Genomic DNA, 20,785 nt, shown 5'->3' with positions numbered 1-20,785 from the left:
AGGGAAATCCGCGTGGGCGGCCGCTCCGGGACGCGGGTACGATCCCGGACGTGGCCGACCGGGAGGAAAACGCTGTGCGGACCGCCGCCCTGACCGAACTCGTCGCCTGGGCCGACGAACGGCTGCCCCGGCTGATCGACGACGTCTGCGCGGCGAGCTGCGAGCGGATCGGGATGTACCGGGACGAGAAGATCGTCCCGCGCGCCGACCTGCACCGCTCGATCGCGGTGAACCTCCGGTTCATGGTCGACGCGCTCGGCGGCGGCGAGGCCCCGGACCAGCGCGCGCCGAAGGAGACCGGCCGCCGCCGGGCGCACCAGGGCGCGCCGCTGCCCGAGGTGCTGCAGGTGTACCGGATCGCCTGCGCGATGCTGTGGGACCTGCTCGTGGGCCGCGCCCGCGAAACCGGGAGCACCGACGTGCTGATCGACGTCGCGAGCCTGTTGTGGCAGGTCACCGACGAGCACGCGGTCCGCGTCACCGAGGCGTACCGGGCGGCGAGCGCGGAACTGCTGGTCGCGCAGCAGCGGCGGCGGTCCGCGCTGGCCGAGGCGCTGCTGACCGGCGCGCGCGGCTCCGATTCCGGGCCGTGGGAGGCGGGACGGCTGCTCGGCCTGTCGCTGGACGGCAAGCTGACCGTGGTCGCCGCCGAGACGCGCGGGCTGGCCGAAGAAAGCCTGGTCGGCGTCGAGCGACGGCTCGGCCAGCTCGGCATCGTGTCGGCGTGGCATCTGTCGCCGACGCTGCAGGCCGGCGTGGTGTCGCTGCGCGAGGAGCAGTACGACACGATGCTCGGCCTGCTTCGCGAACTGGCGCTGGCCCGCACCGGCGTCAGCCCGCTGTTCCGCTCGCTGACCGAAACCCCGCGCGCGGTCCACCTGGCGCGCACGGCGCTGTCCGGCATCCCGCCCGAACGGGGCGAGGTCCGCGCGTTCGACCCGAGCCCGCTGGCCGCGTTCGTCGCCTACGACCCGGACGAGGGCCGCCGGCTGGGGGAGCAGGTCTTCGGGGCGGTGCTGGAACTGCCCGCCGAGGAACGCGACGTGCTGCTGGAGACGCTGGACGCGTACTTCGCGCACGGCGGCTCCTCCGAACGCGCGGGGCAGGTGCTGCACTGCCACGCCAACACCGTCCGGTACCGGTTGCGCCGGATCCGGGAACTGACCGACCGGACGCTGACCGATCCGCGGGACCTGGCCGAGCTGGTCACGGCGATGCAGGCGCTGCGGGTCGATTCGGTGCGCTCGATCGATTCTCTTGGGAGCTGACGATGTCTGAAGAGTGGTACTACAACACCCGCACGAACGAGGTCGAGCGCGGCCGCCAAGCGCGCGGCGTCGACCGGCTCGGCCCGTACCCGGACGAGGCCACCGCGCGGCGGGCGCTGGAGCTGGCGCGCGAACGCACGAAGGCGGAGGACCAGGCTGACGCGGAGTGGAACAACCCGCAGTGACGGAACCGGATTTCCGCGGCGCGTCGACCGTCGGCGAGGCGATGCTCCGGGCGCCGAAGGTGCTCGACGCGTCGGCGACGGTCGACGAGGTGCGCGCGCTCTTCGAGGACGATCACGTGCACGCCGCGCTGGTCGTTTCCGGGGGAACGCTGCTGAGCGTCGTGGAACGGCCGGATCTGGACGGGCAGCCGGACGCGCTACCGGCGTACCGGGCGGGCCAGTTGACCGGCCGGGTCGTGGCCCCGGAGGCCGACCTGTACGCGACGTGGCTGGGAATGTCGCGGCGCAGGCTGGCGGTGGTGGACGCGAGCGGCCGGTTGCTGGGGCTGCTGTGTTTGAAGCGCAGCGGCCGCGGCTTCTGCTCGGACGCCGACGTGGCGGCCCGCGCGCAAGACCGGGAGAGCGGCTGCCGGGGCGGCCCGTCGCGGACCGCCCCGGTCAGTTTCAGCGCCAGTCCACTTTGAACACCCACGCGTGCTTCCCGGCCGCACGCGCCGCCGCCGGAACGTCGATGACCAGCCGTCCGTCGCTCTGGCTCCAGTGCAGCGGACCGCCGTAACCGAGCATGCTCACGCGGTCGCGGCGGCGGATCGGGACCGGGGCGTCGACCACGAGCTGCGAGCCGGGCGCGACGAGCGACATGACGTAAAACGCCGAACCGGGCCGCACGGTGAACCGCAGGTCGCCGAGCTGGGCCATGCGTGACCAGTACGTGGTGCCGTAGATCGCTTCCCCGTTGGTGCGCAGCCAGGCTCCGGTCTCGCGCAGCCGCTGCTGCATCACCGCCGGGATGGTGCCGTCGAAATCGGGGCCGATGTCCAGCAGGAAGTTGCCGTTCTTCGACACCACGTCGACCAGCGTGTGCACCACGTCGTCGGTGGTCATGTACTTGTCGTCCGGCGTCGCGCGGTTGTAGCCGTAGGAGAACGGGTCCAGGCCCCGGCTCGACTCCCACTTGGCGACGACGGTGTTCGGGTACGTCGTGTACTCCGGCGTGGTGAAGTCGTGGTCCGGGATGCCGCCGCGGTCGTTGTACGTGACGTCCTTGGGGCGACGCCGGTTCTTGGCCCGGTTGAAGTATTCAGTGAGCACTTCGCGGCTGTCGTTCACGCCGCCGATGTCGAACCACAGCACGTCCGGGTCGAAGCCGGAGATCAGCTCCAGCACCTGCGGCGCCTGGAGGTCCTTCACGAAATCGCGTCCGGCGGTGTACCCGGTGTAGGGCAGCGGCGCGCCGGTGTACGGATTGCGCGGCGCGTGGCCCATCCACGGGTTGTCCGGGTTGAACCATTCCGGCAGCGAGAAATACAGGCCGTTGCGCAGGCCCGGCGTGTATTTGCGCGAGGCGGCGAACAGGTCGGCGACGAGGTCGCGGCGCGGGCCTAGCTTCTTGGCGTTGCGGCCGCTGACTTTGGTGTCCCACAAGGCAAAACCGTCGTGATGCTTGGACGTGAGCACGTAGTACTGCGCGCCCGCGTCCTCGATCAGGCGCACCCACGAACGCGGATCGAACCGGGCGGCGGTGAACTTCGGGATGAAGTCGTCGTAGACGAACGATTCGCCGTAAGTCTTCGCGTGATAGGCGTAGGTCGCTCCGTGGGGATCTTGCTGGTTGTTCCAGTACCACTCGGCGTACTGCTGCCCGACCGGAGCCCACGCGGGCACCGAGTACACGCCCCAGTGGATGAAGATGCCGAATTTGGCGTCGCAGAACCAATACGGCGCGCGGTGCGTGGACAGCGACGCGTCGGTCGGCCGGAAATCCGGGATGCCGAGCGGCACCGGCAGGGTCCGGGTGGCGATCGTCGACCGGTCGGCGAGCACGCGGATCCGGCCGGTCGCCGGAGTCCCCGCGGGCAGGCCGCGGTCGGCGGTGAGACCGAGCCGCACCGTGGTCTGTTCGCCGGGCGCGAGGCGGGGGATCGGCGCGGGCGTGCGCACCCGGCCGCCCGGGACGTCGAGCGTGACGGTGATCCGGTCGCGGGTTTCGAGCCAGACGGTGCCGGTGTTGACGATCGTCGCCTCGACCGCCTGCGGACCGCCGTCCTGCAGCAGGTTCGCGGTCGCCCGGGCGTCGAGGACCGTCGCCGAACGGCCTTGCGCGATCGGCTGCAGCGTCAAGGCGAACACGTGCAGGCTCGCCACGTTCACCGCCGGTGCGGCGGTCTTGGGCAGAGTCAGCGCGACCGCCTCGCGCGCCGGGTCCATCCACACCTGCGCGGTGCTGATCGACACCGGGTTCTGGTCGGTGACGCCGCCCGGGCCGTAGCGGAAGGTCGAGACGACAGCGCCGCCGGAGCCCCACCAGTCGGAGCCGGACAGGGTGGCGGTGCTGGTGCTGCCGTCGGCGTAGTGGACGGTCGCGTCGCCTCCGGTGCTGCCGTAACTGCACGCGACGAGGAACGCGGCGCCGTAGTACCGGCCCTTCGGCAGGTCGATGCGCTGGCCGAGCGCGATGACGTTGTTCTTCGCCCCGGCCGCCGCCGAGCCGAGCAGATACGGCACGCCGCCCGCGGTGACCGTGCTGCCCGCCGGGATCTGCTCCGCCGGAAAGGTGTAGCCGGAGCCGTCGAAGTTCCCGTCGTGCGCGCTCGCGGAGTCGACGCCGTCGTTGTCGAACCACGCGTCGAGCGGGACCGGCACCGGCGGGGGCGGCGGCACGACCGGCGCGCCCGCCCCGTCCGTCACCACCGGCTGCGCCGGCCCGCCCGCCGCTGCCGCGGTGCTCGGCAGTCCGAGCAGCACCGCGCCGCCGAGTGCCATGCCGAGTGCGTGCCGACGAGGATAGGTCGTCATGGAACCTCCACAGTGAAGTCCAGTGGTCCGATGCCTAGCGCGGAATTTCTCGATCATCCGAGGAATCAGGGCAAGCGAGTGGCCGATACATCTGATGAATCATCGTCGGCGCGCACTGGGATGCTGTCAAGGAGATCCCGCTCAGCGGAGCACCGCGAAAAAGCCGACCACCGCAGCGGTGATCGGCTTTTCGCGAACGAGGGTCAGGAGCGCAGCCAGACCGCCGTGTCCGTCGGCAGTTCGGCGGTCACCGGGTCGCTGGCCAGCAGGATTTCCGCGTGCGGCGGCAGCGGGACCGGGGCACCGGAGAAGTTGAGGACGAACGTGAATCCCGGCCCCCGGCGGAAAGCCAGCACGCCGTCACCCAGCGAAAGCCACTCGAGCTCTCCGCTGAGTTCCGCGCGCAGCCGCAGTCCGGCGCGGTACAGGCTGAGCATCGACGCCGGGTCGCCCGCTTGCGCTTCCGCCGTGTACGCCTGCCATTCCGCGGGCTGCGGCAGCCACGCGCCGCCGGGGCCGAAGCCGAACGGCGGCGCGTCGCCGGACCACGGCAGCGGCACCCGGCAGCCGTCCCGGCCGGGGTCGGCGCCGTTCGTGCGCGTCCACACCGGGTCCTGCCGCAGGTGCGCGGGAATGTCCTCGACCTCCCACAGCCCCAGCTCTTCGCCCTGGTAGACGTACATCCCGCCGGGCAGCGCCATGGTCAGCAACGCCGCCGCGCGGGCGCGCCGGGTGCCCAGCACCAGGTCCACCGAACTGCCGTGCAGCCGGTCCGCGAACGAGAACCCGGTGTCGCCCGCGCGCCCATACCGCGTGACGTGCCGGGTGACGTCGTGGTTCGACAGCACCCAGGCGGGCGGCGCGCCGACGGCGTCGTGCGCTTCCAGCGTCCGCTCGATGACCTCCCGGAAGCGCGCGGAGTCCCACGGGCAGACCAGGAAATCGAAGTTGAACGCCGAATGCAGTTCGTCGCGGCGCAGGTACCGCGCGGTGCGGGACATGTCCGGCAGCCACATCTCGCCGACCAGCACGCGTTCGCCCGGATAGCTGTCGGCGATCTTGCGCCACGCCCGGTAGATCTCGTGCAGCCCCTCCTGATCGGAGAACGGCGTCTCGTCGCCCGCCTCGACGTCCGGCAGCCGCGCGTCCTTCACCAGCCCGTCGGCGACGTCGATGCGGAAGCCGTCCGCGCCGCGGTCGAACCAGAACCGCAGGACGTCCTCGAACTCCGCGCGCACGTCCTGGTTGTCCCAGTTGAAATCCGGCTGCCGCGAGCTGTAGAGGTGCAGGTACCACTCGCCGTCCGGCACCCGCGTCCAGGCGGATCCGCCGAAGCGCGACTTCCAGTTGTTCGGCGGCTCGGCGCCGTCCGGACCGCGGCCCGGACGGAACCAGAACCGTTGCCGCTCAAGCGAACCCGGCCCGGCGGCGAGTGCCTCGCGAAACCAGCGGTGCTCGTCGGAACAGTGGTTCGGGACGATGTCGATGATCACCCGCAGGCCGCGTCCGTGCGCCTCGGCGATCAATGCCTCGGCCTCGGCGAGCGAGCCGAACAGCGGGTCGATGTCGCGGAAATCGGCGACGTCGTAGCCGCCGTCGTCCATCGGCGACGGATACCACGGAGTGAACCACAGCGTGTCGACGCCGAGCGCGGCCAGGTGGTCGAGCCGGGCGCGGACGCCGGCGAGATCGCCGATGCCGTCGCCGTTGCCGTCGGCGAAACTGCGGACGTAGATCTGGTAGATCGCCGCGGTGCGCCACCAGCTGTCTTGTCTTCGCGATGCGGTCACGGAAAAAACCCTCCTCGTGGTGGGGGAAAGCGAGAGGTGCGGGACGGGCTCAGCCCTTGAGCCCGCCCGCGGTGAGCCCGGACAGGATCTGCCGCTGGAACACCAGGAACAGCGCCACCATCGGCAGGCTGGCGAGCACCATCCCGGCGGTCAGCACGTTGAGCGGCATGTCGATCGCGACTCGTTGCAGCATCACCGAAAGCGTCTGCTTGCCGCTGTCCGGGAACACCAGCAGCGGCCAGATGAAGTCCTTCCACGCGGTGACCACCGCGAGGATCGACACCACGGCCAGGATCGGCCGCGAGATCGGCAGCACGATCCGCCACAGCGTGCGCACCGGTCCCGCGCCGTCGAGCCGTGCGGCCTCGATCAGCTCGTCCGGGATCCGGTCGAAGAACCGTTTCAGCACATACACGTTGAACGCGTTCGCGGCGGCGGGCAGCCAGACCGCGGCGGGGGAGTCGATCAGGTTCAGGTGCAGCAGCGGCAGATCGGTGATGGTGACGTAGGTCGGCACCAGCAACGCAGCCGCGGGCAGCATCAGGGTGGCGAGCATGATCCCGAGGACGGCGTTGCCGAACTTCGGCCGCAGTTTCGACAGCGCGAAGGCGGCGGGCACGTCGATGGCCATCTGCGCCAGCCACGCGCCGCCCGCGACGACCAGGGTGTTGAGGAAGTACTTGCCGAGGTTCAGCTGGTCCCAGGCCTCGCCGAAGGTCTCCGGATGCCACTCGTGCGGGACGAGCGTCGCCGGGGTCTGCGCCAGTTCCTGCGGCGTCTTCATCGCCCCGGTCACCGCCCAGTACAGCGGGAACAGGAAGGCGAGCACGAAGACCAGGAGCGTGCAGGCGAAAACGACGCCGTAGACCACCTTGCCGCGGCGGCTGCGCAGCGCGCCGGGCGAGACGAGCGTCCTCATGCCTGGTCCGCCTTCCTGGTCAGCCGGACGTACAGCGCGGAGAACACGCCGAGCGCCAGGAACAGCAGCAGGCTCATCGCGCTCGCCGAGCCGAAGTCGTTGTAGACGAAGGCATAGCGGTAGAGCAGCAGGAGCACGGTCACCGTCGAATCGTCCGGGCCGCCGCCGGTCATCACGTACGGTTCGGTGAACACCTGCATGGTCGCGACGATCTGCAGCAGCAGGAGCATCAGCAGGACGAACCGGGTCTGCGGGAACGTCACGTGCCGCAGCCGCTTCCACATCCCGGCCCCGTCGAGTTCCGCGGCCTCGTACAGCTCGCCGGGGATCGTGCCGAGCGCGGCCAGGTAGATCAGCGTGGTGCTGCCCATGTTCGCCCAGGTCGAGACGAACACCAGCGACAGCATCGCGGTGCCGCTCGAATCGAGCCACTGCGGCCCGGACAGGCCCAACGCGCCGAGCGCGGAGTTGAACAGGCCGGAACCCGGGTCGTAGAACCACTTCCACATCAGCGCGGTCACCACCGGCGGCAGCATCACCGGCAGGTACACCGCGAGCCGGAAGAACGCGCGGGCGTGCCGCATCTCGTTGAGCAGCACCGCGGTCAGGAACGGGACCGCGAACCCGAAAACCAGCGCGAGACCGGTGAACAGCAGCGTGTTCCGCCAGGCGACGCCGAAGAGCGGGTCCGCGAACAGCCGGGCGAAGTTGTCGAGCCCGACCCAGGTGGGCGGATTGACGAAGTCGACCTGCTGGAAGCTCAGCAGCACCCCGCGCACGATCGGGTACCAGGAGAACATCGCGAACACGACCAGCGCGGCGCAGAGCAGCCCGTAGGCGGTGAGGTTCTCCTTGAGCTTGCGGCGCAGCCGGGCCCGGCGCCGCGCGGCGGGGGAGGCGGCCGGTCGCCTGGCCGGCGACGAGGACGTCGCGGGCCAGGCGAGGAGGCTACTTGACCTGGGCGAGGACACTGGTGACCTTCGCCGCGGCGGACGAGAGCTGCTGGTCGATATTCGCGTTCCGATCGGTGAGCACCGCCTGCATCACGCTGTCCAGGATCGCGTAGACCTGCTGTGCGTTCGGCGGTTCGACGCTGCCCTTGATCGTGCCTGTGGAGTCCACATAGGACTGGTAGTTCCGCGCGGGGACGTTGGCGTACTTGGCCTTCAGCGCCAGCTGCTGGTCGCGCACCGCACCCTGCCAGACGTCCGGAGTCGGCTCGGCCGGGAGCCCGACCGGCTGCTTGCCGTCGACGTACTGCTTGATGTGCTTCTCGAACCGGTCCGGGTTGAGGTACTTCCACTGGATCCACTCGAGACCGGCCTTGATCTTCTCCGGCGACGCCTTCGGGTTGATCATGTAGCCCTCGCCGCCGAGCAGCGTGCCCTTGCCGTCCGGCATCCCGGCGATGCCGTAGTCCGCGTACTTGCCGTTGAACTGCTTGACGAGCACCGGAACGTTGTCGGGGGCGGCCATGTACATGCCGAGCTGGCCCGCGCCCATCATCCGCTGCACGTCCTGGGCTTCCAGCAATTGTTTGCTGCCCATGGAATCGTCGGTCCAGCGCAGGTCGTGGAGCATGGTGAGGGCGGCTTTGCCTTTTTCGTTGTCGAAATCGGCGACCCATTTGCTGCCGTCCTTGCGCGCGACGGAGCCGCCCATCGACGCGAGCCAGCCGGTGAGGTGCCAGCCGCCCTGGTTGTTCTTGCTGTAGTCGGCGTATCCGACGATTCCGTTGCCCAGCGCGGAAATCTTCTTGGCCGCCGCGCGCACCTCGTCCCAGGTCCGCGGCGGCTTGTCCGGGTCGAGCCCGGCCTTCTGGAACAGCGGGCGGCTGTAGAGCAGGCCCATCGTGTAATTCATCGTGGGCAGGCCGTAGAGCTTGCCGTTCGGGCCGCGGAAATTGTCGAGCAGTTCGGGTTTGAGGTCGTTGATGTGCGGGACTTTCTTGACCGCTTCGGTGATGTCCGCGGCCTGGTGCCGGGCGATGATCTGCGCGGGATCGGTGAAGTAGACGTAGTAGACGTCTTCGAGCTGCCCGCCCGCCAGTTTCGCGCCGAACGTCTTCGGGTCCATGAACCCTTCGTGCGGTTCGATGCGGATATTCGGGTGCGTCGCTTCGAATTCCTTGACGTCGGCGTCGAAAACGCCGCGTTCGAACGGCTGGCTTGTCGGCGGCTGGCCGGTGACGGTGATGGTGACCTTGCCCCCGGCGGAGCTTCCCGGATCGCCGCCGCCCCCGCACGCGCTGGCGCCCAGGAGCAGGCCCGCCGCGGCGAGCAGGGCGAACGTCCGGCGGGGAACGGCGGGGGACCAGGGTCTGCTCATCTCAAGCCTCATCTCGCGGGGGAGCACAGCAGGTGATGGCGGTCACCCTAGAGCCGCAGACGGCGTCTCCGCAAGAATCAGATGAGAATCTGCAATTTATGAACAGCCGCTCACGCTGTCCGGCGAGCGGTGGACCCGCGCACCACCAGTTCCGGCGCGAACAGCAGCTCCTCCACCGCGACCTCCCCGCCGTTGATGCGTTTCACCAGCAGTTCGACCACCGCCCGGCCCATCGCCTCGATCGGCTGGCGGGTCGTGGTCAGCGGCGGGTCGGTGCAGTTCATGAGCGCCGAGTCGTCGTAGCCGACCACCGAAATGTCGCCCGGCACGGACAGCCCCTGCCGCCGGGCCGCGCGGATCGCGCCCAGCGCCAGCGGATCGCTCGCGCACAGCACCGCCGTGGCGCCGCGGGGGTACAGCCGGGCCGCGGCGGCGTGCCCGCCTTCGATGGAGAACATCCCGTGCTCCACCAGCTCGTCGAGCACCGGGAGCCCGAGTTTCGCGGCGTGCACCCGGAACGCCTCGAGCTTGCGCCGCGACGGCACGTGATCGCTCGGCCCCAGCACCAGGCCGATCTTTTCGTGGCCGAGCGAGCTCAAGTGCCCGACCGCCTGCTCGACGGCCACCGCGTCGTCGCACGACACCTGCGGCAGCCCGAGGTGGTCGACCGCCGCGTTGATCAGCACCGTCGGCAGCCGGCGTTCCACGAGGTGGTGGTAGTGCGTGTGCGCGGCGTCGGCCTGCGCGTACATCCCGCCGGCGAACACCACGCCGGACACCTGCTGCTGCAGCAGCATCTCGACGTACTCCGCCTCCGACACCCCGCCCGCGGTCCGCGTGCACAGCACCGGCGTGAAGCCCTGCTGCGCCAGCGCATTGCCCATGACCTCGGCCAATGCCGGGAAAATCGGGTTCTGCAGCTCGGGCAGCACCAGCCCGACGAGCCGGGCCCGCTCGCCGCGCAGCTGCGTCGGCCGCTCGTAGCCCAGCACGTCCAGCGCGGTGAGCACGGCGGCCCGGGTGCTCGCGGACACCCCGGCCTTGCCGTTGAGCACCCGGCTGACCGTGGCTTCGCTGACCCCGACCTGGCGGGCGACTTCGGCAAGACGACGTGTCATGAGTGAAAGTTACCGCAAACCAGCGCAAGTTTCCGACGAAGCGGGCGGTTTGCTTGCTCTCCCGGTGAAACCGCTGGTCGCGCACGCCGCAGATCGACGAACGGCGTTGACTTACCGGCGGCGGTCGGCTGTAATTCTTGAACGAATCAGTGAAAATACCTGACGAGATCCCGGGCAATCGCGCCAGCGTCCTGCCCAGCCTCAACGAAGAGGTGCCATGCCGACTGCTCCGCGCTGTTCTCGTGCGCCCCCGGACCCGGCGCCCCGCCGGTCCGCTCCTGGTCCCCGCCGTCCCGCGCCACGCGGGGCGCTTCTGCCCGAGTCGTCTCCCTCCTCCTTGGATCAGAGGAACCCCATGAGAACGAAGCGACTGCTCGCGCGCGCCGCGATCGCCGCCCTGTCCCTGCTCCTGACCGCGCCCGCCTGGCCGGCGAGCGCCGCGCCGACCCTCGCCGCCAAGCCAGCTGTCCAGCCCGCCGCCCAAGCCGCCACCGCGACGTACACCGCGAGCAGCCAGCTCCCCGGCTATCCCGTCGCCAACGTGGGCGACGGCAACCAGGCCACCTACTGGGAAAGCGCGAACAATCAGTTCCCCCAATGGATTCAGGCCGATCTCGGCGCCGCGACGAACGTCGCCCAGCTCGTGCTCAAACTCCCCGCGAACTGGGAAGCCCGCACCGAAACCTTCGCGGTGCAGGGCAGCGCGAACGGAGCGAGCTTCAGCGACCTCGTGCCGTCGGCCGGTTACCGGTTCGACCCGGCGACCGGCAACACGGTCACGGTGAACGTCACCGGCAACACGCGCTACGTCCGGCTGAACATCACCGCCAACACCGGCTGGCCCGCCGCGCAATTGTCGGAATTCGAGGTGCACGGCCCGGCGGGCGGCGACACACAGCCGCCGTCCGCGCCCGGCAACCTCGCCTACACCGAACCGGCGAGCGGCCAGATCCGGCTGACCTGGTCGGCGTCCACGGACAACACCGGCGTCACCGGTTATGACGTGTACGCCAACGGCCAGCTCCGCGGCAGCGTCGCGGGGGATGTGCTGACGTACACCGACAATCAGCCCGCCAGCGCGAGCGTCGCGTATTACGTGCGCGCTCGCGACGCGGCGGGCAACCAGTCGGCGAACAGCGCCACGGTGACCCGCAACGGCACCCAGAGCGGCACGAATCTCGCGCTGCACAAGCCGATCACGGCCTCGTCGACCCAGCAGACCTACGTCGCGGCCAATGCCAACGACGACTCGGTGACCACGTACTGGGAGGGCAGCGGGGCGTACCCGAACCTGCTGACCGTCGCGCTCGGCGCGCACGCCGACCTCGACCGGGTCGTCGTGAAGCTCAACCCGGACCCGGCGTGGAGCACGCGGACGCAGACGATCGCCGTCGAGGGCCGCGACCAAGGCGCGACGGACTTCACCACGCTGGTGCCCGCGCAGCCGTATACGTTCGACCCGGCGAGCGGCAACCTCGTGACTATCCCGGTCAGCGGCCGGGCCAGCGACGTCCGCCTGCGCTTCACCGCCAACTCCGGCGCGGGCGGCGGTCAGGCGGCGGAATTCCAGGTCTTCGGCGTGCCCGCGCCGAACCCGGATCTGACGGTCTCGGCCGTGTCCTGGACGCCGCAGAAACCGGTGGAGACCGACGCGATCACGGCGTCGGCGACCGTCCGCAACGCCGGGACGGCCGCCTCGGGCGCGACCGACGTCAACCTGTACCTGGGCAAGACGAAGGTCGGCACGGCGGCGGTCGGCGCGCTCGCGGCCGGAGCGTCCGCGACGGTGTCGGCGAACATCGGCGCCCGGGACGCGGGCAGTTACGACGTGACCGCGAAGGTCGACGAGGCCAACACCGTCGTCGAGCAGAACGAGGACAACAACTCCTACACCAGTTCGGCGCCGCTGGTCGTCAGCCCGGTGCAGAGTTCCGACCTCGTCGCGGCCACCGCGTGGTCGCCGAACAATCCGGCGGCGGGCAACACCGTGACCTTCACCGCGACCCTGCGCAACCAAGGCACAGTCGCCTCGGCGGACGGTGGCCACGGCGTCACGGTCACGGTCGCCGACCAGAACGGCACGGTCGTCAAGACGTTGAGCGGTACCTCCGCCGGTGTTCTCGCGCCCGGAGATACCGCGTCGGTCAACCTCGGGAACTGGACCGCCGCGAACGGCCGGTACACGGTGAAGACCGTCGTCGCGAACGATGCCAACGAGCTTCCGGCTAAGCAGGGCAACAACACCAGTACGCAATCGCTGTTCGTCGGCCGCGGCGCCAACATGCCGTACGACATGTACGAAGCCGAAGACGGCGTCGTCGCGGGCGGTGCGGCGGTGATCGGTCCGAATCGGACGATCGGCGATCTCGCGGGCGAGGCGTCGGGCCGCAAAGCCGTGACGCTGAACGCGACCGGCTCCTCGGTCGAGTTCACTACGCGCGCGGCGACCAACACGCTCGTCACCCGGTTCTCGATGCCGGACGCCGCGGGCGGCGGCGGGCAGAACTCGACGCTGAACGTCTACGTCGACGGCACGTTCCTCAAGGCCATCGACCTGACCTCGCACTACGCGTGGCTCTACGGCGCCGAAGCCTCGCCGGGCAACTCGCCGGGCGCCGGGCCGGCCCGCCACATTTACGACGAGGCCAGCATGCTGCTCGGCACGACAGTCCCCGCCGGGCACAAGATCAAACTGCAGAAGGACGCCGCGAACAGCTCGAACTACGCGATCGACTTCGTGAACTTCGAGCTCGCCGCCGCGACCGCGAACCCGGATCCGGCGCACTACGCGGTCCCGGCCGGGTTCAGCCAGCAGGACGTGCAGGCCGCGCTGGACAAAGTCCGCCAGGACCCGAACCTCACCGGCGTCTACCTTCCGGCCGGGCAGTACCCGATGACGAGCAAGGTCACCGTGTACGGCAAGCCGGTCACGGTGCTCGGCGCCGGGCCGTGGTTCACCAGGTTCACCGCGCCGGCCGGGCAGGAGAACACCGACATCGGATTCGACGCACAGGCCAGCGCGAGCGGGTCGACCTTCAGCGGGTTCGCCGTGTTCGGGAACTACACGTCCCGCATCGACGGCCCGGGCAAGGTCTTCAACTTCACCGGCGTCACGAACATGACCATCGACAACATCTGGGTGGAGCACCAGATGTGCCTGCTCTGGGCGACCAATGTGGACAACTCCACGGTGAAGAACTCCCGCATCCGCGACACGTTCGCCGATGGCGTCAACTTCACCAACGGCAGCACCGGAAACCACGTCACCAACAACGAGGCCCGGTCCACCGGCGACGACAGCTTCGCGTTGTTCGCCGCCACGGACCTCAACCAGGGCAACCAATACGACAACGTGTTCGAGAACCTGACCGTGCTGCTCCCGTGGCGCGCGGCGGGCATCGCGGTGTACGGCGGGTACAACAACACCTTCCGGAACCTCTACATCGCGGACACGCTGACGTACTCCGGGATCACGCTCAGCTCGCTCGACTTCGGCTACCCGTTCCTCGGGTTCGGCCCGCAGCCGACGACTGTCCAGAACGCCTCGCTCGTCCGCACCGGCGGCCATTTCTGGGGCAAGCAGACGTTCCCGGCGATCTGGATGTTCTCCGCGTCCAAGGAGTTCCGCGGCATCCGGGTGTCCGATGTGGACATCCAGAGCCCGACCTACAGCGGCATCATGTTCCAGACCAAATACGACGGCAGCCAGCCGGAGAACCCGGTCCAGGACACGGTGCTGACGAACGTGTCGATCAGCGGGGCGCACCGCAGCGGCGACGAGTTCGACGCCAAGTCCGGCATCGGGATCTGGGCCAACGAACTGCCCGAACCCGGCCAGGGCCCGGCGGTCGGGTCGGCGACGTTCACCGGGCTCGCGTTGAGCGACAACGACCAGGACATCCGGAACACGACGACCACGTTCACGATCAACCGCAGCTGAGCGCGCGGGTGCCCGCCCGGTCGTCCCGGCGGGCACCCGTCCCTTCTCCCCGTCCCCGCGAAAGAAGAGATGCCATGACACGCATGCGTTTGTCCCGGCTCGTCACCGGATTCCTCGCCGCAGGGCTGCTCGCGGCAGGCCTCACCCCAGCCGCCGCGGCCGGCGGCCCCTCGCCGGGTCCGGCTCCGAACGCCGCCGACGTGCAGTTGACGCGCACGGTCTCGGCGAGCAGCGTGCAGCCCGGCTACCCGGTCGCCAACGCCTTCGACGGCAACCAAGCCACCTACTGGGAATCGGCCAACAACGCCTTCCCGCAATGGATCCAAGCCGACCTCGGCTCCGTCAAGGCACTCTCGCGGATCGTGCTGAAACTGCCTGCCACCTGGGAATCCCGCACCCAGACGCTCACCGTGCGCGGCAGCGCCGACGGCACGTCTTTCACCGACCTGGTCCGCTCGACCGGCTACACGTTCGCCTCCGGCACGGTGACCATCCCGGTGACCGCGTCCGCCCGTTACGTACGGCTGGACGTCACCGCGAACACGCAGTGGTCCGCCGCGCAGCTCTCGGAGTTCGAGCTGTACGGCCCGGACACCGGCGACACGCAGGCACCGACCGCACCCGCGAACGTCACGCTGACCGAACCCGCCTCCGGGCAGGTCAAGCTGACCTGGTCGCCGTCGGCCGATGACGTCGGTGTCACCGGCTACACCGTCTACCGCGACGGCACGCCCGTCACCACGGTCACCGGCACCGCGTTCACCGAGAACCGGCCCGCGGGCACGCGGATCGAGTACTTCGTCCGCGCCAAGGACGCGGCCGGGAACGAGTCCGCGGACAGCAACCACGTCGTCCGGGCCGGGACGCAGACCGGCCAGAACCTCGCCGCGGGCAAGCCGATCGAAGCGTCCTCGACGGTCGGCGCGTTCGCGGCCGCCAACGCGAATGACAACAACACGGGTACTTACTGGGAGTCTTCCGCAGGCTACCCGAACACCCTGACAGTAAAGCTCGGCGCCGACGCCGACCTGTCTTCCGTCGTCGTGAAGCTCAACCCGGACCCGATCTGGGGCGCGCGGACGCAGAACTTCGAGATCCTCGGCCGCGCCCAGGGCGCAGGGGAATTCACCACGCTGTCCGCACGAGCCGACTACCGCTTCGACCCGGCCGCCAACCAGAACATCGTGACGATCCCGGTCACCGGCCGCGCCTCGGACGTGCAGCTGCGGTTCTTCGCCAACTCCGGCGCACCCGGCGGACAGGCCGCCGAATTCCAGGTACTCGGCACGCCCGCGCCCAACCCGGACCTGGTCGTCACCGACACGGCCTGGACCCCGTCGAACCCGACGGAAAGCAGCGACCTCGCCGTGTCGGCGACCGTGCGAAACGCGGGCTCGGCCGCTGCCGCCGCGACGACGGTCAACGTCAGCCTGGGCGGCACCGTCCTCGGGTCCGCGCCGGTCGGCGCACTCGCCGCCGGAGCGTCCACCACGGTGACCGTGCAGGCGGGCAAGCGACCGCAGGGCACCTACCGCGTGGCCGCCACCGTCGATCCGGCCAACTCGGTGATCGAGCAGGACGAAACCAACAACACGTTCACCGCGTCGACGCAGCTGGTGATCGCGCAGGCCCCGGGACCGGATCTCGAGGTCACCGGCATCACGTCGAACCCGCCGAACCCGGCCGTCGGCGCGCCGGTGTCGTTCACCGTCGCCGTGCACAACCGCGGCACGAGCGGCGCGGGAGCCTCGGTGACCCGGCTGACCGCCGGCGAGACCACTCTGAACGGCGACACCCCCGCGATCGCAGCCGGGGCCACGGCGAACGTCGCACTGGCCGGCACCTGGACCGCCGCGAACGCGACCCTCACCGCGACGGCCGACGCGACGGACACGGTCGAGGAAACCAACGAAGCCAACAACACGCTTTCGCAGGCGATGGTGGTCGGCCGAGGCGCAGCGCTGCCGTACGTGGAGTACGAAGCGGAAGCCGCGCAGTACCAAGGCCAGCTGCTGGAGACCGATCCGCTGCGGACGTTCGGGCACACGAACTTCGCGACCGAATCGTCCGGCCGGAAGTCCGTGCGCCTGGCGAACCAGGGCCAGTACGTGGAATTCACCTCGACGAACCAGGCGAACTCGATCGTGGTCCGCAACTCGATCCCGGACGCGCCCGGCGGCGGGGGACAGGACGCGACGATCAGCCTGTACGTCAACGGCGCCTTCGCGCAGAAGCTGAACCTGTCGTCCACGCACAGCTGGCTCTACGGCACCACCGACGATCCCGAAGGCCTGACGAACACTCCCGGCGGCGACGCGCGGCGGCTGTTCGACGAATCGCACGCGTTGCTGACGCAGTCGTACCCGCCGGGCACGAAGTTCAAGCTGCAACGCGACAACGGCGACACCGCGGCGTACTACGTCATCGACCTGATCGACCTCGAACAGGTCGCACCGGCTCTGCCGAAACCGGCCGGATGCACGTCGATCACCGACTACGGCGCCGTGCCCGGCGACGGGATCGACGACTCGGCGGCGATCCAGCGCGCGGTCACCGACGACCAGAACGGCGTGATCAGCTGTGTCTGGATCCCGCCGGGCCAGTGGCGGCAGGAACGCAAGATCCTGACCGACGACCCGAACGTGCCCAACGGCGGCGGGCAGTACAACCAGATCGGCATCTCGAACGCCACCATCCGCGGCGCCGGGATGTGGTATTCGCAGCTGTACTCGCTGATCCAGCCGCAGGACGCGGGCGGCATCAACCATCCGCACGAGGGCAATTTCGGGTTCGACATCGACAAGAACGTCCAGATCTCCGACCTGGCGATCTTCGGCTCCGGCCGGATCCGCGGCGGTGACGGCGGGGCGGAAGGCGGCGTCGGGCTGAACGGCCGGTTCGGCACCGGCACGAAGATCTCGAACGTGTGGATCGAGCACGCGAACGTGGGCGTGTGGGTCGGCCGGGACTACAGCAACATCCCGGCGCTGTGGGGCCCGGCCGACGGACTGGAGTTCAGCGGCATGCGGATCCGCGACACCTACGCCGACGGCATCAACTTCACCAACGGCACCCGGAACTCGCGGGTGGTGAACTCGTCGTTCCGCACCACCGGCGACGATTCGCTCGCGGTCTGGGCGAACCAGTACGTGAAGGACCCGGCCGTCGACATCGCGCACGACAACGTGTTCCGCAACAACACCGTCCAGCTTCCGTGGCGGGCCAACGGAATCGCGGTCTACGGCGGGTACGGGAACAAGATCGAGAACAACCTGGTCTCCGACACGATGAACTACCCGGGCATCATGCTGGCGACCGACCACGACCCGCTGCCGTTCTCCGGGCAGACCCTGATCGCGAACAACGCCCTGTACCGCTGCGGCGGAGTGTTCTGGGGCGAACAGCAGAAATTCGGCGCGATCACGTTCTTCGCCCAGGGCAAGGACATCCCCGGCATCGTGCTGCGGGACACGGAAATCCACGATTCGACCTACGACGGAATCCAATTCAAAACGGGCGGCGGTTCGATGCCGAATGTGACGATCAGCAACGTCAAGATCGACAAGTCGAACAACGGCGCGGGCATCCTCGCGATGAGCGGCGCCCGGGGCAGCGCGACGCTGTCGAACGTGACGATCACGAACTCGTCGGCCGGCGACGTGGTCCGCGAACCGGGCTCGCAGTTCACGATCACCGGAGGCCCAGTCCCGGCGGCGGCGCGGGGCCGGCGCGGGACGCGGTAAAGGGGGAGCGGTCCGGCGCCGGGACGGGTGACCGTTCCGGCGCCGGGCGTGCGCGATCCAGGGTATTTCCGCGGATCTGCCGGTACCGTGTCGAAATCCCGCGGCCAGGTTCGTACCTCGAGGTGAACGTCCCGCCCGATCCGAAGGAGAACCCGATGAAGACCGGCGAACTCGACGAGAAATTCACCGCGACCCTGCGCAAGAGCCCGGCCAAGGGCGGCCACACGTACCTGATCTGGCCCGGGTCCGCGGAGTTCTTCGGCACCCGCGGCCTGGTGAAGGTCCGCGGCACCGTCGACGGCGAACCGTTCCGCAGTTCCTTCATGGCGCTCGGCGACGGCACCCACAAACTCCCGGTCAACGCCTCGCTGCGGAAAGCGATCGGCAAGGAGGCCGGGGACACGGTGACCGTCGTTCTGCTCGAACGCCTCGCCCGCTGAGCCGTTGGGCTGATCGGGTGGTAGTCCGGCCGCCGGGTAAACGCCCGGCGGCCGGACGAGCGTTTACCCCATCAGACGTGTGCGAGGGGACGCACACCGAACTCCTGGGGGAGACATGGGGATTCTCAGCGGCCGTCCGGCATTGCCGATCGCCGAAGCGACAGAAGCACGTCCGGAAGCAGCGCTGGAAACCGGAGCGTTCGATCCGCACCAGCGCTGGAGCAGGCTCGTCGGCGGAGGCGACGGGATCGTCTACGCCGTGCAGGCGGACGGCGCCCTTTACTGGTACCGGCACCGGGGCTGGGCCACCGGCGCGTTCGACTGGGCCAACCAGGGCAGCGGGCTGCTGATCGGGTCCGGCTGGCAGGACTTCGTCACGGTGCTCGGCGATCTGAACGGCGTCCTCTACGGCGTGCGCGCGGACGGGACGGTGCTGTACTACCAGCGGCTCGTCACCAACCTGGACACCGGCGCGGGCAGTTGGGCCAACAACGGCACCGGGGTCGTCGTCGGGACCGGATTCAACGCCTTCCCGCGCATTTTCGGCGGCCCGGGCGGCGTCATCTGGTGCGTGGACGCCAACGGGATCCTGTACCGGTCGCGGCGGATCAACGGCACCTTCGAAACGCCGCAGGCGCTCGGCGACGGGTTCAACGTCGCGCGCTATCTGTTCTCCGACACCGCGAACGTCATCTACGCGGTCAGCGGCACCGGCGCGCTCACCTGGTTCCGCTACCGCGACGGCAGCGGATGGGCGAACAACGGGCAGCCCATCGCGATCGGCGACAACGACTGGTTCGAGCTGTTCCGCCGGGACCTGTTCGCCGGCGGCGGCAACGGTGCGGTCTACCTCATCCGGATCGACCACTCGACGGTGCCGGGCGACGACGGCGACCTCGTCGAACTGCGCCTCACCAACCACGAGACGGTCGACACCGACGGCGGGCCGCGCTGGATCAACAACGGCACCGGGATCGTCGTCGGGCACGGGTTCACCGTCGAACGCAGTGCCGGGTTGCAGGGGTATCCACAGCAGCAGAGCGTGCCCGCCGGCGGGCGGGTGTCCATCGCGGTGTCGACGGCGTTCAGCACGGTCACCGCGCAGCTCGTGCGCGTCGCGCCTGGCGGGGACACCCCGGAAGCGGTCACCGGCACGACCACTGTCACCGGCGGCCTGCAGATGGTGGGCGCGAACTACCGGTCCGCCGGATGCGGCTGGACCGAGCGCTACGCCGCGGACATCCCCGCGACCTGGCCGTCCGGGGTGTACGCCGCGCGGTTGACCGGCCGGTACGGCCGGGTGCAGCACATCCCGTTCGTGGTGCGGCCCGCGGCGCCCGCGCAGAAGATCGCCGTGGTCCTGCCGACCAACACCTACCACGCGTACAACGGCTGGAGCGGGCACGACCAGTACTCCGAGGGCCAGGCCGGCGTCCGGCGGGTGATCTCGTTCCTGCGGCCCAGCTACACCTGGCTGATCGCGCCGAAAGGCCAGTACGACCTGGAGCTCTACAGCGATCTGGAGCTGCTGCGCTGGCTGAGTGCCGAGCAGGTCGGGTTCGACTGCTACACCGACCACGACCTGCACACCGGCGGCTGGCTCGAGGACTACAGCGCCGTCGTGCTCGGCTCGCACCCGGAGTACTTCTCGATGGCCATGCGCACCAACCTGGCCGGCTACCTCGCGGCCGGCGGCAGCGTGATCGCCACCGGCGGCAACCAGATCTACGAACGCGCGGAGTTCGACGCCGCGGGCACCACGCTGACGTTCCGTGCCGCCGACGGCAGCCGCGACCTGTTCCTCGACCACTACGACCTGCCGGAGTCGCAGCTGCTCGGGGTGAATTTCGAGTACGACGGCTGGATGACCTTCGCGCCGTACCGCGTCCTGCGCGACCACCCGTTCCTGGCCGGGACCGGCCTGACGGTCGGCAGCGAGTTCGGCGCGCACGGCCGCAACGGCGCGGCGAGCGCCTGGGAGTTCGACACGCTCCAAGGCCTCGACGGCGAGGTGCCGCCGAGCGGGGTCATCGCGCAGGGCACGAACCCGACCGACCGCGCGGGCGCCGCGATGGCGTGCAAGGAACTGCCCGGCGGCGGTTTCGTGTTCAGCGCGTCGTCGCTGACGTTCAACGGCGCCGTCCGGGTGGACCCGGTGGTGGCGCAGGTGTTGCGGAACGTGGTCGACCGGGCACTCAGCCGTCCCGCACCGGCACATTCCGCCGCCGCGGCGGCGGCCAGGGAATGAGACGGGGTAG

General features: G+C 69.6%; 13 protein-coding genes. 7 read left to right on the top strand and 6 right to left on the bottom strand.

What is annotated here, in order from left to right; translation table 11 throughout:
• Window positions 1-50: 50 nt before the first annotated feature.
• Genes EIZ44_RS18835 through EIZ44_RS18825 form a run of 3 tightly spaced genes read left to right on the top strand, consistent with a single transcriptional unit; the run spans window position 51 to window position 1,917 of the window.
• A complete protein-coding gene (locus tag EIZ44_RS18835; RefSeq protein WP_037812920.1) occupies window positions 51-1,268 on the top strand; it encodes a PucR family transcriptional regulator in 1,218 nt (405 codons plus the stop codon).
• Window positions 1,269-1,270: 2 nt separating this feature from the next.
• Window positions 1,271-1,453 carry a hypothetical protein gene (locus EIZ44_RS18830; RefSeq protein WP_037812919.1) on the top strand — a complete coding sequence of 61 codons (183 nt, stop codon included), beginning with the start codon at window positions 1,271-1,273 and terminating at the stop codon, window positions 1,451-1,453.
• Complete coding sequence (locus tag EIZ44_RS18825) at window positions 1,435-1,917, top strand: CBS domain-containing protein (RefSeq protein WP_134662221.1); 483 nt, start codon at window positions 1,435-1,437, stop codon at window positions 1,915-1,917. Before EIZ44_RS18830 ends, EIZ44_RS18825 begins: the two co-directional genes overlap by 19 nt.
• Here the strand turns inward: EIZ44_RS18825 and EIZ44_RS18820 are convergent.
• From EIZ44_RS18820 to EIZ44_RS18795, 6 genes are all read right to left on the bottom strand, one after another.
• Window positions 1,898-4,249, bottom strand: a complete 2,352-nt coding sequence (locus EIZ44_RS18820) for an alpha-L-fucosidase (RefSeq protein ID WP_134730117.1) — start codon at window positions 4,247-4,249, stop codon at window positions 1,898-1,900. The genes EIZ44_RS18825 and EIZ44_RS18820 overlap by 20 nt on opposite strands.
• A gap of 203 nt (window positions 4,250-4,452) precedes the next feature.
• On the bottom strand, window positions 4,453-6,039 hold the full coding sequence (locus EIZ44_RS18815) for a glycoside hydrolase family 13 protein (RefSeq protein ID WP_134730115.1): 1,587 nt from the start codon (window positions 6,037-6,039) through the stop codon (window positions 4,453-4,455).
• Between the two features lie 49 nt (window positions 6,040-6,088).
• Window positions 6,089-6,958 (bottom strand): carbohydrate ABC transporter permease, encoded by an 870-nt coding sequence (locus EIZ44_RS18810; RefSeq protein WP_037812911.1) that lies wholly within the window; start codon window positions 6,956-6,958, stop codon window positions 6,089-6,091.
• On the bottom strand, window positions 6,955-7,929 hold the full coding sequence (locus tag EIZ44_RS18805; RefSeq protein WP_134730113.1) for a carbohydrate ABC transporter permease: 975 nt from the start codon (window positions 7,927-7,929) through the stop codon (window positions 6,955-6,957). Before EIZ44_RS18805 ends, EIZ44_RS18810 begins: the two co-directional genes overlap by 4 nt.
• Entirely contained in the window at window positions 7,907-9,286 is a 1,380-nt protein-coding gene (locus EIZ44_RS18800) for an ABC transporter substrate-binding protein (protein WP_134730111.1), read from the bottom strand. The genes EIZ44_RS18805 and EIZ44_RS18800 overlap by 23 nt, the downstream gene beginning before the upstream one ends.
• Before the next feature lie 110 nt (window positions 9,287-9,396).
• Window positions 9,397-10,404, bottom strand: a complete 1,008-nt coding sequence (locus tag EIZ44_RS18795) for a LacI family DNA-binding transcriptional regulator (protein ID WP_037812904.1) — start codon at window positions 10,402-10,404, stop codon at window positions 9,397-9,399.
• A 355-nt stretch (window positions 10,405-10,759) separates the two neighbouring features.
• On the opposite strand from EIZ44_RS18795, the gene EIZ44_RS18790 reads away from it, so the two are divergent.
• From EIZ44_RS18790 to EIZ44_RS18775, 4 genes are all read left to right on the top strand, one after another.
• On the top strand, window positions 10,760-14,344 hold the full coding sequence (locus tag EIZ44_RS18790) for a discoidin domain-containing protein (RefSeq protein WP_134730109.1): 3,585 nt from the start codon (window positions 10,760-10,762) through the stop codon (window positions 14,342-14,344).
• Between the two features lie 74 nt (window positions 14,345-14,418).
• Window positions 14,419-18,087 carry a CARDB domain-containing protein gene (locus tag EIZ44_RS18785; protein WP_167754194.1) on the top strand — a complete coding sequence of 1,223 codons (3,669 nt, stop codon included), beginning with the start codon at window positions 14,419-14,421 and terminating at the stop codon, window positions 18,085-18,087.
• Window positions 18,088-18,242: 155 nt separating this feature from the next.
• Window positions 18,243-18,527, top strand: a complete 285-nt coding sequence (locus tag EIZ44_RS18780; protein WP_037813387.1) for a DUF1905 domain-containing protein — start codon at window positions 18,243-18,245, stop codon at window positions 18,525-18,527.
• A gap of 115 nt (window positions 18,528-18,642) precedes the next feature.
• Complete coding sequence (locus tag EIZ44_RS18775; RefSeq protein ID WP_134730107.1) at window positions 18,643-20,775, top strand: N,N-dimethylformamidase beta subunit family domain-containing protein; 2,133 nt, start codon at window positions 18,643-18,645, stop codon at window positions 20,773-20,775.
• The last annotated feature ends 10 nt before the right edge of the window (window positions 20,776-20,785 follow it).

It is taken from the genome of Amycolatopsis nivea (assembly GCF_004522235.1).
Classification (GTDB): Bacteria; Actinomycetota; Actinomycetes; order Mycobacteriales; family Pseudonocardiaceae; genus Amycolatopsis; species Amycolatopsis nivea.
The sequence above is the reverse complement of the archived record's forward strand: the minus strand, read 5'-3'. Positions and strand labels throughout refer to the sequence as shown.

What these genes read in the sequence shown, in the direction of transcription:
- EIZ44_RS18830 (WP_037812919.1), top strand. Translation starts at nt 1,271, where the DNA reads ATGTCTGAAGAGTGGTACTACAACACCCGCACGAACGAGGTCGAGCGC.
- EIZ44_RS18795 (WP_037812904.1), bottom strand. Translation starts at nt 10,404, where the DNA reads ATGACACGTCGTCTTGCCGAAGTCGCCCGCCAGGTCGGGGTCAGCGAA.
- EIZ44_RS18790 (WP_134730109.1), top strand. Translation starts at nt 10,760, where the DNA reads ATGAGAACGAAGCGACTGCTCGCGCGCGCCGCGATCGCCGCCCTGTCC.
- EIZ44_RS18785 (WP_167754194.1), top strand. Translation starts at nt 14,419, where the DNA reads ATGACACGCATGCGTTTGTCCCGGCTCGTCACCGGATTCCTCGCCGCA.
- EIZ44_RS18780 (WP_037813387.1), top strand. Translation starts at nt 18,243, where the DNA reads ATGAAGACCGGCGAACTCGACGAGAAATTCACCGCGACCCTGCGCAAG.
- EIZ44_RS18820 (WP_134730117.1), bottom strand. Translation starts at nt 4,249, where the DNA reads ATGACGACCTATCCTCGTCGGCACGCACTCGGCATGGCACTCGGCGGC.
- EIZ44_RS18775 (WP_134730107.1), top strand. Translation starts at nt 18,643, where the DNA reads ATGGGGATTCTCAGCGGCCGTCCGGCATTGCCGATCGCCGAAGCGACA.
- EIZ44_RS18810 (WP_037812911.1), bottom strand. Translation starts at nt 6,958, where the DNA reads ATGAGGACGCTCGTCTCGCCCGGCGCGCTGCGCAGCCGCCGCGGCAAG.
- EIZ44_RS18800 (WP_134730111.1), bottom strand. Translation starts at nt 9,286, where the DNA reads ATGAGCAGACCCTGGTCCCCCGCCGTTCCCCGCCGGACGTTCGCCCTG.